The organism is Anaeromyxobacter soli (genome assembly GCF_022808855.1).
Taxonomy (GTDB): domain Bacteria; phylum Myxococcota; class Myxococcia; order Myxococcales; family Anaeromyxobacteraceae; genus Anaeromyxobacter; species Anaeromyxobacter soli.
Map to the genome: position 1 here is coordinate 91,035 of NZ_JAKZLF010000006.1, position 13,891 is coordinate 104,925.

Sequence of the window (13,891 nt, forward strand, 5' to 3'; positions counted from 1 at the left end):
ACTCTCCGGGCGGAGCACTGCGGGCGGCAGAGCGGTGAGCGTCACCGGCGGGGGCGCAGGGGTTCGGAAGCCGGAAGTAAGCGAGCGGCGAGCCGTCGCTCCAGCCTGGCGACCATGCGAGACCGGCCCTCCGTTCTGCCTGGAAGTCCCGCCAGCTCCGTGGCGGCCGCAAATCACGGCGCCCACCTCCCCAGCTGCATGACCGGACGCAGAGGTGCCACGTCAGCGTGCGCGGGCGGCGTCGGCCCGTCGCCCGCGTCGCGGCGGAAGCGATCCATGTGCTCGCGCCCGAAGCTCCTCTCTGCGTGAAGCAGATTGTGGGCTCGGCAGGCGAGCCGCAGGTTGTCGACCGTCGATGGTCCCCCGAGGGAGGCGGGTTGAACGTGGTCGAGCTCGAGCTTCCAGCGGCTCTTGCAGCGGGAGCCGTCCGGGCCGACCCAGGCGCAGCGCCCGCCGTCGCGCTTCCACACGGCGCGGCGCACTATCGCCGGGATCGTGGTCCTCCCCTCCGAAGGCTTCGCCGCGGCCGCCGTCCCGGCCTGCTCATCCGTGGCCTGCTTCGCGCCCTTCGTCTCCCGCTCCGGCGCGACCGCGCCCTTGCGCTTGCCGTGCTTCTCGATGGCGCAGCGGATCGCCTCGCGGAGCACCGCCGCGAGGTCACCGTCCGGGACCTTGTGCGACAGGAGCGAGCGGAGCGTCTCGAGGTCCTCCTTGCAGGCACGGTCGAGGGTGACGCGGAGCGACCATTGGCTCTCCGAGACGGCGAGCGTCTCGGCCCTTCGCTTCGGCTGCGCGAGAGTGGGCGGGTGCGCCGGCAGCGCGCCGGCCGTGGGACCGGGGCCGAGGGTAGGCTCCGCAGGGCCGGGTGCGGTCGCCGCCTCGGCCCGCTCGGCCTGCGGGAGCTCTAGCGCTGCGCCCACCACGGCGGGCGCGCGTTCGGTGAGCTTGCGTAGGCCTGCGCGCGGAGCGGTGCGCGCCTGGATGGAGACGACGAGGTGCTCGACCTCGGCCCGGGTCCGGAAGGCGGCGCGAGCGAGGAGATCGCCCACGTTCTGCTCCGTGAGCACCTGGCCGAGGAGCGCCACGGTGGACAGGCAAAGACGCCCATCGCGCAGCGGAGCCTCGAGGATCGGGAAGCGGCGCAGCACCCGCATCGCCTGGATGCGCCGGCCGGCGGCGCCCTCCCGGAGGTGGAGCGCCTCCAAACAGTACGCCCAGAGGGACGCATGGCCGATCTCGACGAAGGCGCGGCGCCGATCGAATTCGTCGAGGTGCAGGAGGAAGTCGACCTGGACGTTCCGTTCCTCCCCGGCGAGCTCGCGCAGGCGCAGGGCGAGGACGTTCGACTCGAGAGAAGCGGGAGTGAGCGCAGACATGGGGATGCACCTCCAGTACACCCTTCGTAGCACGCGATTTTCGAAGCTCCGGAGACGCTCCAGGCTCGCGTCTGTGCGGCGTTCTCCGGCGCACCCTCGTCGTTGCCCCAAGGAGATCGGCGCGCGCTTCACGCGCGAGAAGCGTGCGCGAGAGCGGCCTTCCCGCGCCGCCCGTGTGCCTGAGCGCAATCGGGGCGAGAGGGCGTCAATGGGGAATGTTTCACCCACCGCAACTGGGACGCCTCACCTCGCCGCGAGAAGAGCCGCGACACCGGCCGGCACTGTCGCTGGCGATAGCTGTCACCGTGGGTGAATACGGTCGACCTTCCACGACGCTCCAGCCCGTGCTCCGGGGCGAGCTGCGGAGGCGTCTTCGAGAAGTCCGCGCGCACCCCGCGCGAAGTCACTCCGTCGCCCCCCCCGACACACGGCGAGACGCTCGCCTGCTCCACCGCCCTCCCGCGTTCGACGGGGTCCGAGCACGAGCGCGTGCGCGGACCCCGTCGATGCCCGAATCCGACATGCGCACTGAAGCCGTGGTCGAACCACCCGCCGCTCGTCCGGCGAGTACCTGCACTTGTGATGAATGATGAGGCCTTACAGGCACGCCTGCGGTGCTCACTCCTCGGGGCGCCCAGCTCGGCGACGGCATCGCGCGTCTCGCGACGGCTCCATGCAAGCGAGGGGCGCCATCAGCGCCTGCCGGCCTTGATGAACGTGCCCGCCTCGAGCTCCTCGAACGCGGTTCGCAGCTCCTCCTGCGTATTCATCACGATCGGCCCGTACCAGGCGACGGGCTCGCCGATCGGCTTCCCCGAGACGAGCAGGAACCGCACCGGCTGCGCCTCGGTCGTGACGGCCACCGCATCTCCGTCGCCGAAGAGCACGAGGTGCCCGTCGTCGATGAGGGCGTCGCGCTTCAAGTCGAAGTAGCCCGCCCCCTCGGCCTCGTAGGAGTAGGGATCCCGCTGCGGGCCGAACATGGCCTCGCCGCCGAAGACGTACGCGAAGACCGTGTGTCCACGCGGCGTCTCGCGGGAGAAGGTGACGCCCGGCGGCACGGTGACGTCGAGGTACTCGGGCTGCGTCACCACGTCGGTCACCGGCCCGGTGGTCCGGTTCACGGCGCCGGCGATCACCTTGATCGTGGCGCCGCTCCCGTCCTTCACCTCGGGGATCTGCGCCGCCGAGATGCCCCGGTAGCGTGGAGCCATCATCTTGTCCGCGGCCGGCAGGTTCGCCCACAGCTGGAAGCCGTACATCGCGCCCGACGGATCCCCCTTCGGCATCTCCTGGTGGATGATCCCGCTTCCGGCGGTCATCCACTGCACGTCCCCCGGGGAGATCACGCCGCGGTTGCCGAGGCTGTCGCCGTGCTCCACCTCGCCGCGCAGGACGTAGGTGATGGTCTCCATGCCCCGGTGCGGGTGCCAGGGAAAGCCTTTCCGGTAGTGCTCCGGCTCGTCCGAGCGGAAGTCGTCGAGCAGCAGGAAGGGGTCGTAGAGCTCCGGGGGACCGAAGCCGATGGCGCGGCGGAGGTGGACGCCGGCCCCCTCGACCGTGGCCCGGCTCTTCACGACCTTGCGGATGCGTCGCTCCTCGGCCACGGGCGGCCTCCCTCTCCGGCGCGCGTTCGACGCCCGCGCCCCAGCGCGTGAGATGTCTCCGCGGGCCGGGGCTGTCAACCGAGCCGCGAGGCTGGCCACGAGGAGGGAGCCCGCGCCCATCCCTTCGCTCGCACGGCCGTCACCGCAGAGTGGAGGTGACGCGCCCTTCGCCGTGACCGAGCCGGTGACAGCGTGACCGCTCCGGCCCCGCCGCGCCCGTCATCCATCGCCACGATCCGCGCGATTGGCGGGCGAGCGGCGCGCGGCGAGTGCGCGCTCGAGCTGGCACGGGGGTCGCAGTCTCGATCGCTCGAACCCGTTCTCAGGAGAAGCCGCACATGCTCGCCCGCCTCATCCCTTTCGGCCTCGCAGCACTCATGACGGCGTCGGTCGCCGCCGCGTCGGACCTGCCGCCTCACGCGGGCTCGCACGACGACGTCACCTACGGCGACATCTCTCGCTCCTCCTTCGACGTCGCCCTGGCCCGGCCCGACGGCGCGACCGGGGTCGGCTCCCCGTACGACGACACGCGCTACGCGGCCCCGGAGGAGAGGACGTCCGCGGTCGCGGCACGCGAGCGGCGCCCCCACGACCGCGCCGCGTGCACGTGCTGCAAGGCGTGATCGCCTGACGCGGGCTTCGCTCGGGTGGAGCCCGCCATGGGATCCATCCGAGCGAAGCCGTGAGGCTGCGTCGGGGGTCACAGCCGAGCGCGCCGCAGGAGCTGGGCGTTCACGGCGACGACCACGGTGCTGACGGACATGAGCACCGCGCCGATGGCCGGCGGGAGGAGGATGCCCCACGGCGCGAGGACGCCCGCGGCGAGCGGGATCGCGACGACGTTGTAGCCGGCGGCCCACCAGAGGTTCTGGATCATCTTGCGGTACGTCGCCCGGCTGAGCGCGACGATCCGCGGCACGTCGCGCGGGTCGCTCCGGACGAGCACGACGTCGCCGGCCTCGACCGCCACGTCCGTCCCGGCCCCGACGGCGATGCCGACGTCCGCGGTCACCAGGGCCGGCGCGTCGTTGACCCCATCCCCGACCATCGCGACGCGCTTGCCGCTCCGCTGCAGCGCCTCGATGACCTCGGACTTGCGATCAGGGAGCACCTCCGCGTGGACGGCATCGATCCCGAGCTCTCCGGCCACCGCGGTCGCCACCGCGCGCGAGTCGCCGGTGAGCATCGCGACCTCGAGCCCCATCTCGTGGAGGCGGCGGACCGCGGCCGGGGACTCGGGCCGCACCGCGTCCGCGACCGCGAACGCCGCGACCGCCCTCCCCTCCTCGACCAGGAACACCACGGACTGGCCGCGCTCCGCGGCCTCGCGCGAGAACGCGTCGAGCTCGGCGGGGGGCGCGACGCCGAGCCGCCGGAGCAGGTTCGGCCCGCCGACGTGCCGCTCGCGCCCGTCCACCCGCGCGCGCACGCCGTGGCCCGGGATGGCCGCGAACGCCTGCGCCTCGGGGACGGCGAGGCCGCGCTCGCGCGCCGTGCGCACCACGGCCTGCGCGACCGGGTGCTCCGAGTCGCGCTCCACGGCGGCGGCCACGCGCAGCGCCTCGTCCTCGCCCATCCCGGCGGTGGACCGCACGGCGACCACGCGGTGCTCGCCGAGGGTGAGCGTCCCCGTCTTGTCGAAGACGATCGTGGTGAGGCGCCTCGCCTCCTCCAGGCCCCGCCGATGGCGCACGAGCAGGCCCGAGCGCGCGCCGAGGGTGGTCGAGATGGCGATGACGAGCGGGATGGCGAGCCCGAGGGCGTGCGGGCAGGCGATGACGAGGACCGTCACCACCCGCTCGACCACGAACGCGCCGGGCGCGCCGGCGAGCCGCCACGCCAGCGTGGTGAGGAGCGCCGCCGCGATGGCGGCGATCGTGAGCAGGAAGGCGGCGCGGTCCGCCAGCGCCTGCGCGCGCGAGCGCGAGGTCTGCGCGTGCTCCACCAGCCGCATGATCCCGGCGAGCGCGGTCCGCTCCCCCGTGCCGGTCACCTGCGCGCGCAGGGATCCGGCGCCGTTCACCGTACCGGCGATGACGCCGTCGCCAGGCCGCTTCTTCACCGGGCGGGACTCGCCGGTGATCATCGACTCGTCGACGGCGCTCTCGCCGGACTGGACGCGCCCGTCGGCGGGCACGCGCGCGCCGGGCCGGACGAGCACGAGGTCGCCGTCACGCAGCGCGGCGAGAGGGACCTCCTCCTCGCGCCCGTCCACGACGCGCACCGCCGCCGAGGGGAGGAGCTTCGCGAGCTCCTTCAGCGCGCCCTGGGCCTGGGTGATGGACCGCATCTCGATCCAGTGGCCGAGCAGCATCACCGTGACGAGGGTGGCGAGCTCCTCCCACAACGGCATCCCGGGGTAGCCGAGCGTCACCGCGGCGCTGAAGACGAACGCGACGCCGATCGCGAGCGCGATGAGCGTCATCATGCCCGGGAGGCGGTCCTTCACCTCGCGGACGGCGCCCTGGAGGAACGGCAGGCCTCCGTAGACGAACACGACCGCCCCGAGGAGCGGCGGGATCCACGTCGACCCCGGGAACGCGGGGGCGTGCCAGCCGGTCACCGAGGTGAGCATGTGGCCCCACAGGACGGTGGGGATCGTGAGGGCGAGCGCGATCCAGAAGCGGCTGCGGAACATCGCCACGCTGTGGCCGGCGTGGCGGTCGTGCCCGCCGTGCGCGTGCTCCGCCGCGGCACGCTCGGGCGCGGCGGGCCCGGGCATCCCGTGCGCGTGCCCGTGCGCGCCGTGCCCGTGGCCCGCGTGTGCGCCCTGCGCCCGCTCCTCGCGCGCCACCTTCAGTCCTCGTCCACGTCGGCGCGCGCCCAGGGCACCGAGCGAAGCCGCTCGAACGGGATGGGCGCGCCGCTCCGCTCGCTCACGCCGTACGTCCCCGCGTCGAGCTTCGCGAGGGCTCGCTCGACCTCGGCGAGGAGCGCGCGCTCGCGCTCGACGACCCTCTGCTGGTGCTCTCCCTCCGTCGAGCGCTGCGCCACCTCCTCGAGCTCGGTGCGCTCGTCGTCCGACGGCGCGGCGCCCGCGGGCGCCGCCAGCACGCGGGCGATCCTCTCGCGCTCGACCTCGAGCGCGCGGCGTAGGGTCTCGAGCTGCGCCTTCGTGAGCACGGACGTGGAGCTCGCCACGGTCCCCTCCTCTCGCCTCCGCAGATCGCGCGGGCCGCTCACTCAGATGTTTGCGCGCCGCCGCGCTGTCAACGCGCCGCGCGGTCCGCCTCGGCCGGGACGCACGGCACGAGCGCTCGCCCGTCGGGCGGCCCCGGCCGTCCACACGACGCGCACCCAAAGGAAAGGCCCCCGGCGAACCGGGGGCCTCTCGGTGCTGCCACGCTGGACGTCCGCCGCGTTACGGCTCGACGGTCGCCACGTACTTCGGCGCGTTCTTCTGGATGCCGATGATGACCGCCGACTTCACCGGGTTGTGGTCGGCGTCGAGGCGGATGGTGCCGGTGACGCCCTGCAGCGACGTGGTCTTCTCGATGGCGTCGCGGATCGCCGTCGGCGTGAGGTCCGAGGCGCGCTTCATCGCGTCGATGGCGAGGAGCGCCGCGTCGTAGCCGAGCGCGCCGAACGCGTCGGGCTTCGCGTGGTACGCGGCCTCGTACTTCTTCGCGAACTCCTGGACCACCGGCGAAGGGTTCTCGACCGAGTAGTGGTTCGTGAAGAAGCTGCCGTCGAGCGCGCCCTGCGCGATCTCGTAGAGCTTCGCCGAGTCCCAGCCGTCGCCGCCCGCGAGCGCGACCTTCACGCCGAGCTCGCGGCTCTGGCGACCGATGAGCGCCACGTCGGTGTAGTAGCCGGGCACGTACACGATCTCGGGCTTCGCGAACTTCACCTTGGTGAGCTGCGCCTTGAAGTCCTGGTCGCCGGCCTTGTAGCTCACGTCGAGCACGATCTCGCCGCCGAGCTCCTTGAAGGTCTTCGCGAAGTAGTCGGCGAGGCCCATCGAGTAGTCGTTGCCCACGTCGCGCATGATCGCGGCGCGCTTCACCTTCAGGGTCTCGCGCGCGTACTTCGCCATCACGGTGCCCTGGAACGGGTCGATGAAGCAGACGCGGAACATGTACGCGCGCGTCTTGTCGCCGTCCTTCGTGACCTTGGGGTTCGTGGAGGCCGGCGAGATGGCCGGGATCTTGTTCGCCTCGGCGATGGGCGCGAGGGCGAGGGTGCTCGTCGAGCCGAGCTCACCGATGAGCAGCGTCGCCTTCTTCTCGTTGATGGCGCGGGTGGAGGCGATGGCGGCCTCCTCGGGCTTGCCCTGCGTGTCGTAGACCTGGAGCGAGAGCTTGCGGCCCTTCACGCCGCCCGCGGCGTTCGCCTCCTCGACCGCGAGCTTGACGCCGTTGTTGGCGCCCTCGCCGAACGTGGCGATGTCGCCGGAGAGCGGCATGACGTTCCCGATGACGATCGGGGCCGCCTCCGCCTGCGCGGCCGGGGCCGCCGCCTGCTGCTGCTGCTTCCCCTCGTCCTTCTTCGAGCACGCCACGCCGGCGACGAGCGTCGCGAGCGCCACAGCGCCCAGCTTCCGCATTGGTGATTCCTCCTTGTGCCGCGTCGCGCATGCGCCAGCGGGCGCTGGGCGCGGCCCGTCACGTGCATATCACGCCGGCCGGGAAAAGGGACTCGAGCGGGCCCCGCGAGGCGTGACTCGTCGCGGCATCCTGCGCCGAGCCCGGGCGCTCACGACTTCTGCCAGACGCGGACCCAGTCGACGTCCATCCTGGTGGTGCTGGTCACGCGCGAGCCGTAGCCGCCCGCCGGCACGTACCCTGCCCAGCTCGCGTCCGCGACCTCGCAGGTGAGCTGCAGGTACTCGCTCCGGTGCGAGAGCGCCGCGGCGGTCGTCCAGGCCGGCAGCCCGTCGACGTAGAACGTGTAGCCCGTCTCCGTCCACATCACCCCGAAGACGTGCCACTCCCCCTGGATCGGCGCGTTGCCGGGGAGCGACACGACCTTCTGGACGTTCTGCCGCGAGGACGCGGTGCGATCCCAGTTGAGGTTCATCGCCGACATGTCCTTCAGCGCCGTCCAGCCGTGGTCGTCCGTCGCGCGGTGCTCGACGACGTCGATCTCCACGCCCGCCTTGCCCGGGTCGCCCATCGGATCGCCGTTCGTCGGCGAGTCGATCCAGAACGCGCACCACTCTCCCGGCGAGTCGTTGAAGCGGATGCGAGCCTCGAAGTACCCGTACGTCATCTCGACCGTGCCCTGCGTGGAGAGGAAGCCGGTGTGGTGCTTGCCGGACGCGTCGGTGTAGGTCGTGAGCGTGAGGAGGCCGTCGTGCACCTGGGCGGCGTCGGGCGTGGCGATGGCGTCGAGGCGCGGGGCGGAGAGCGCGCTCCAGGCCGACCCGAGCGCGCTGCCCTCGAACTCGTCCTGCCAGACGAGCTTGTAGCCGGGCGGCGGCAGCGCGTCGGGGTTCGTGTTCGCCGGGACCTCCGTCGGAGGCGCCGTCGGCTGCTGGCGCGGCGGCTCGGGCGGCGGCGTGAGCCCGCACGCCGCCCCGAGCATCGCCAGAGCCACCGGGATCGCACTCTCCAGCCTCGATCGCTTCACGATCTCCTCCCAGCGCGCGCTAGAACGCGAGGTTCACGCCCACCGCGAGCACGCCGTTGTGGGACCAGCTCGTCGGTCCCCAGTCGTAGTAGGTGACGTAGAAGGTGCCCGGCCTCCAGTCCCACCGGCCGAACCCGTACACGACGCGCCAGCGCGGGGTGCCCGTGGGCCCCTCGAACACGCGCGGCACCGTCCACCCGATGCCGCCCATGGCGAACCACTTCCCCGCCACCGTGAGCGTCGCGCGCGCGCTCACGTAGGGACCGCCGCCGAAGGGGACCGTTCCGCCCAGGAGCGGCGAGAGGCAGAACGCGCCGCCGCAGAGGTTCGGGCCGCGGTAGCCGAGGTTGAGCTCGGCCCCGTGCATGGCGAGCCCGTCCCCGGGCCGGACCGGCCCCCAGTTGTCGAGGTGCAGGAAGAACGTCCGGCCCCGCCAGTCGTCCCAGCCGATCCCCCACAGCATCCGCGCGTTGCCGCCGGGCGAGAACGGCGTGCCCTCGGCGCCGAAGCGCAGGAACGAGGCGCGCCAGGGCCAGAGCGTCGCGACCGCCCCGGCGCCGGCGCGATCGACGCCGCGATAGTCGGTGAACAGGGAGAGCGTGAGCGGGTGCGCGTACAGCCGGGCCCGGTGCGGCGCAGTCGAGCCCTGCGTCACGGGCGAGATGGGCAGCGCCTCGGCGCGAGCGGCCTCGGGCGTCCCCGGGTAGCAGGCCCCCGCGACGCCCGGGAACGCGGCCGGGACCATGACCCCGCCGCGCCGGGCCGCGCGGGCCTGCGGCCCCCTCGGCCCGGCAGGCCACGGACCGTGCAGCGGGCCGGCGCGCGCGAACAGGATCGCCTCGAGGACGACGCCGTTCGTGTTCGCGTTGAGCGACCTGTTCATCCCGCCGCGCTCGTAGATCCCCGCGTACCAGCCGCGGGCGGGGTCGCGCGCCTGCGCGACGGCCTGGCGGAGCACGCGGGAGTACGGGTCCTCCGGGAAGAGCGCCGCCAGCGCGAACGCCGCCTTGGTGGAGAGCGCGCGGAACCGCCCGGCGTCCCCGCCGTCGGGCGTGAGCGCCTGCCAGGGGCCGCCGTCCGCCCAGATCGCGCCGTACACGAACCACGGCGCCTCGTCGACGTGGTCCTCGCTCGCGGCCGTCGGCACGCCGGTCTGCTCCCAGCGCCGTCGCTGCACCTCGAAGATCCGCCGCAGGAGCTCGCCCCGCTCGCCCCCGCGCCCGAGCTCGAACGCGCCGAGCACCCACGGATCGGTCACGAGGGCGTTCACGGCCCCGAACCGCCGCCTGTCGCGCGTGTCGTGGCGGACGGGGACGCCCAGGATCGGGGTGTCCGCTGCGAAGCGGTCGTAGTCGCGCGCGCGGGACACCGCGAAGCCGAGCCGGGCGAAGCTCTCCGCGGCGTACTGCTCGTACCCGAGCCGCCCTTCCTGGACGACCTGCACCTTGCCGCCCGCGTCGACGATCGCGCCGTGCAGCTCGCCGTCGCCGAGGAGCCGGCAGTAGCGCCAGCGCGCGAGGACGCGCGCCACCCCTGCGCGGTGCTCCGGGGCGCGCTCGGCGAGAATCGTCAGGGCCGAGGCCAGGCGGGCGAGGTCGATCGCGGAGAAGCCGATGCCGGTCGCGGTCGGCTTGTTCGCGTAGTCCGCCATCCGGCCCGTCGCGGCGTCGTACGTCTTGTTCGGCAGCTCACCCTGGAAGAGCGGCTGCATGGCCAGGGTCCAGAGGAGCGTGTCGATGCGCGCGTCGAAGGTGGAACGGTCGACGAGGCCGAGGTCGCGCGCGGCGAGCGTCGCGAGCACCGTCGAGCCGAGATCCCACATCGTCGTGTTCGGGTAGCCCTCGACCGAGTTCACGAGCCCGGTCGCCGGGTGGTAGTTCCGCTCGAAGTACCGCCAGGCGATCTGCGCCGCCTCGAGCTCGGGATCGACGGGGCGTGCCGGCTCCGCGGGAGGTGGCGCCGCCGGCTCGGACGGCGGAGGGATCTCCGACGCCGGCTCCGCGGCGAGGGCCTCCGGCGCGACGGCGTTGGGCCGCTGCGTCCCCGCGCCCGGCTCGGCCGCCGCCGCGGTTTCCGCCGCGGGCGGCGCGGGCGCTTCCGCGCGGACGGCGCCGCGTGGCGCGATCGCGAGCGCGGCGGCGAGGACGGCGGCGAGGACGCGGTCGCTCACCGGCGGGCCTCCGGGGCCTCGGGCTCCTCGGGCCGGAGCCACGGACCGCGCGCGCGGTACGCGAGCGCCTCCAGCACGAGCGCGTTGGTGTTGAGCGACAGCGCCCGGTTCACCGCGCCGTCCTGGTCGTAGCGCCCGGCGTAGAGCCCGCGCGCGTCCACGAGCGCCCGCGCCGCCGCGGCGAGGCGATCCGGGTACTCGCCGTCGAACAGCACGCCCCAGCCCACGGCCGCCTTGGTGGAGAACCCGAGGTCCTGCGGGACGGGGGTGCCGTCGGGCGCGAAGGCGGTCCAGCGCTCGTCCCCGTTCAGCACCGCCGAGTAGGCGAACCACGGCGCGCGGTCGAGCGCGTCCTCGGAGATCGCGGTGAGCTTCCCCGTCGTCGCGAAGCGCCGCTCCTGGACGCGCACGAGCGCCCGCGCGATGGGGAGCGTCGTCGCGTCGAACCCGTGCTCGAGGGCGTCGAGGATCCAGGGCTCGGAGAGGACGGCGGCGTGCGTGCCGCCGTACCGGCGCGGGTGGCGATCGTCGTGCGGGATCCGTTGCCCGAGGACCTCCGAGAACGCGAGGTGGGCGCGGTAGTCGATCGCGCGTGCGACCGGCACGCCCCAGGGCAGGAGCGCCTTGGCGGCGTACTGCTCGTAGCCGAAGCGGCCTTCCTGGTACCTCTCGACGGCGCCGTCCGCCCGCCGCTGCGCGCCGACCAGGGCACCCCCGTCGCTGAGCGCCCCGAGCCGCCAGCGCGAGACCGCGCGGCGCACGAGCGGCGTCAGCTCGGGGTGGCGCCAGGTCACGATCCACAGCGGGACGAGGACGCGGGCCACGTCGAGAGCAGACCAGCCGATCCCGTTCGGCGCCGGCCGGTTGTCGTACCCGACCATCTCGAGCGTGCGCGTGTCGTACGCCTTGTTGGGCAGCTTGCGATCGAACAGCGGGATCGCGCGGAGCGACTTCAGCGCCCGGCGCAGACGGAGCGCCGCCGCGTCCGTCGAGATGACGCCGAGGTCCTCCGCGGCGAGGATCGCCATGAGCTGCGAGCCGGTGTCCCACATGGTGGTGGACGGGTAGCCCTCGACCGAGCCGGCGAGGCCGGTCGCCGCGTCGGTGTTGCGCTCGAAGTAGCTCCAGGCCGCGCGCGCCATCCGCCGCTCGTCCGCGTCGAGCGGCGCGGGCCGGCGGAGCGCGAGCGCCTCGTCCGAGGCCAGCGCGGCGAGCCCCGGGGCCGGCCCGGACTCGGCGCGCGCGAGCTTCCCGGCGTAGTGCACCGTGAAGATCGCTGCGGCGAGCCCGACGAGGAACGCGAGGTGTGAGCGCGCGGTGAGGAGTCCACCCCAGAAGCTCAAGCGACGACCTCCTTCTGCCGCCTCGGCACGAGCGCCGCCATGACGAACGGCGCGAGGCAGGCGGCGTTGTGCAGGCTCCAGAACAGGTTGGCGGCGTACGCGGTCGCCTCGCCGGGCGCGGCCAGCGGTCGCGTGAGGAGCACGCCCCGGTAGACGAGCCCGGCCGCGATCGCGCCGAGGAGCACGAGGTGCGGCACGACGAGCCCGAGCGGGCGCCGCGCCGACGCGATCTTGGGCGTGACGGGGAACCGCAGCGGGCGCCGGGCGACGACGTGGACGAGCGCGCGGAGGTTCAGCCAGAACGAGGCGAGGTGGTACTGCTCGCCGCGCCAGGTCGGCACGCCCCAGGTCCCGACCATCACGGCGAGCCGGCTCGTGAGGAGGAACGGCACGATGCGGACGGCGAACTCGCCGTCGTACGCCCGCACGGGCGTCACCCCCGCGAAGAAGAACGCGAGCGGCGCGAGCATGAGCGGGAGGACCCACAGCGGCGCGAGGTACGCGTACATCGTCGCGCCGTACATCACCTTCTGCCAGGCGGTGAGACGGCGCAGGCGCAGCGGGTTGTCGTGGAGCGCGATGTCGAGCGTCCCGCTCGCGTACTTGAAGCGCTGGATGCTCCAGGCGAGCAGGTCCTGCGGCGAGAGCATGCGGGTGAGGACCCGCGGGTGGTAAACGGAGCGCCAGGGTCGCGGCGCCGCGTGGAGCCGGATGCTCGTGTAGATGTCCTCGGAGACGTGGAACTCGTACGGCGTGAGCTCGATGCGGCGCGCCGCCTGCGACGCGAGCGCGGTGGCGAGCGTCGCGCGGCGGGCGCGGTCCGGCACCCGCTCCGTGATCGGGCGAACGGCCGCCTCGACCGCGGCGCCGAACTCCGTCAGGGCGCCCTCCATCACCGCCTCGCGGCGGTGCACGCTGCCCGCGCCGCAGCAGAAGGCCGCGTTGCACCAGTTCCGGCAGCGCTGGACCACGTGGTAGAAGGCGCGCGGATCCGACCCGAGCCGGTCCGCGCCGACGGCGATCGGCCCGAACGCCGCCTCGATCGCGCGACCGACGGCGCGGCCGGCGCGCCCGAGCCGCGCGCGGCGCGCGAGCCAGTCCGGGAGGCGCACGCCGGGGTCGAGGTCGTAGAAGGACTGCGGCGTCTGCACCCAGGCGACGCTCGGATCCCGGAAGTACCCGAGCGTCTCCTCGAGCAGGGCGGGCAGGGGCCGCGTGTCTGCGTCGCAGATGACGACGAGGTCGCCGTCGCTGTGCTCCAGCCCGTTGCGGAGGTTGCCCGCCTTGTACCCCTCGTTCGTCGCGCGGCTGAGGTAGCCGACCCCCTCCTCCCCGGCCATCCGGCGCATCTCGGGCCGGCGCCCGTCGTCGAGCACGTATACGCGCACCGTGAGCGGGAACGGGTAGGTGAGCTGCTTCGCGTCGCGCACGGACAGGCGCACGAGCCCGACCGGCTCGTCGTAGGTCGTGATCATCACGTCGACCTTGATGGGCCGGTCGTGAGGGAGCGGCTCGTCGCGGAGCTCGTTCACCGTGCGCGGCGCCGGCTGCGCGGGGGGATCCTCGGCGCGCCAGATCGACAGGAAGAAGAGGACCGCCCCGAGGTACGCGAGGGTCTCCGCCGCCGCGATGACGACGGCGAACCCGAGCGCGTCCGGGTTGAGCGACGCGATCCAGCGCCAGGCGAGATACCAGCCCCCCAGCACCGTGGCGAGGACCGCCAGCACCTGGAAGGCGAAATTCCGCACCGCGTCGCCGCGCGCCCGCACGCCGGGCGCGGCGGTCTCGGGCTCGATCCGCGGAACGTACGAGGCGTCCAAGGCG

10 protein-coding genes are annotated in these 13,891 nt (G+C 73.5%); 1 reads left to right on the forward strand and 9 read right to left on the reverse strand.

Features of this window, described 5'->3' with window-relative positions:
* Positions 1–173: 173 nt before the first annotated feature.
* Both MLV88_RS06680 and MLV88_RS06685 read right to left on the reverse strand, forming a co-directional pair.
* Positions 174–1,376 (reverse strand): HNH endonuclease, encoded by a 1,203-nt coding sequence (locus tag MLV88_RS06680; RefSeq protein WP_242336130.1) that lies wholly within the window; start codon positions 1,374–1,376, stop codon positions 174–176.
* Between the two features lie 692 nt (positions 1,377–2,068).
* On the reverse strand, positions 2,069–2,983 hold the full coding sequence (locus tag MLV88_RS06685; protein WP_243337124.1) for a pirin family protein: 915 nt from the start codon (positions 2,981–2,983) through the stop codon (positions 2,069–2,071).
* A gap of 338 nt (positions 2,984–3,321) precedes the next feature.
* On the opposite strand from MLV88_RS06685, the gene MLV88_RS06690 reads away from it, so the two are divergent.
* The gene (locus MLV88_RS06690; protein ID WP_242336136.1) at positions 3,322–3,606 is read left to right on the forward strand and encodes a hypothetical protein; all 285 of its coding nucleotides are present in this window, start codon (positions 3,322–3,324) and stop codon (positions 3,604–3,606) included.
* A 77-nt stretch (positions 3,607–3,683) separates the two neighbouring features.
* On the opposite strand, the gene MLV88_RS06695 is transcribed toward MLV88_RS06690, so the two are convergent.
* The 7 genes from MLV88_RS06695 to MLV88_RS06725 all read right to left on the reverse strand — a co-directional run bounded on the left by MLV88_RS06695 (position 3,684) and on the right by MLV88_RS06725 (position 13,887).
* Positions 3,684–5,777 (reverse strand): heavy metal translocating P-type ATPase, encoded by a 2,094-nt coding sequence (locus MLV88_RS06695; protein WP_243337125.1) that lies wholly within the window; start codon positions 5,775–5,777, stop codon positions 3,684–3,686.
* Positions 5,778–5,779: 2 nt separating this feature from the next.
* On the reverse strand, positions 5,780–6,124 hold the full coding sequence (locus MLV88_RS06700) for a TraR/DksA family transcriptional regulator (protein ID WP_242359827.1): 345 nt from the start codon (positions 6,122–6,124) through the stop codon (positions 5,780–5,782).
* Between the two features lie 220 nt (positions 6,125–6,344).
* Positions 6,345–7,529 carry an ABC transporter substrate-binding protein gene (locus MLV88_RS06705; protein WP_242359828.1) on the reverse strand — a complete coding sequence of 395 codons (1,185 nt, stop codon included), beginning with the start codon at positions 7,527–7,529 and terminating at the stop codon, positions 6,345–6,347.
* A 149-nt stretch (positions 7,530–7,678) separates the two neighbouring features.
* Positions 7,679–8,521, reverse strand: coding sequence for a glycoside hydrolase family 16 protein (locus MLV88_RS06710; protein ID WP_242359829.1), 843 nt, complete (start codon positions 8,519–8,521; stop codon positions 7,679–7,681).
* 52 nt (positions 8,522–8,573) lie between these two features.
* On the reverse strand, positions 8,574–10,724 hold the full coding sequence (locus tag MLV88_RS06715) for a DUF3131 domain-containing protein (RefSeq protein WP_243337126.1): 2,151 nt from the start codon (positions 10,722–10,724) through the stop codon (positions 8,574–8,576).
* Complete coding sequence (locus MLV88_RS06720; protein WP_243337128.1) at positions 10,721–12,067, reverse strand: DUF3131 domain-containing protein; 1,347 nt, start codon at positions 12,065–12,067, stop codon at positions 10,721–10,723. The genes MLV88_RS06715 and MLV88_RS06720 overlap by 4 nt, the downstream gene beginning before the upstream one ends.
* The gene (locus MLV88_RS06725) at positions 12,064–13,887 is read right to left on the reverse strand and encodes a glycosyltransferase (protein WP_242359831.1); all 1,824 of its coding nucleotides are present in this window, start codon (positions 13,885–13,887) and stop codon (positions 12,064–12,066) included. The genes MLV88_RS06720 and MLV88_RS06725 overlap by 4 nt, the downstream gene beginning before the upstream one ends.
* Between the last annotated feature and the right edge of the window lie 4 nt (positions 13,888–13,891).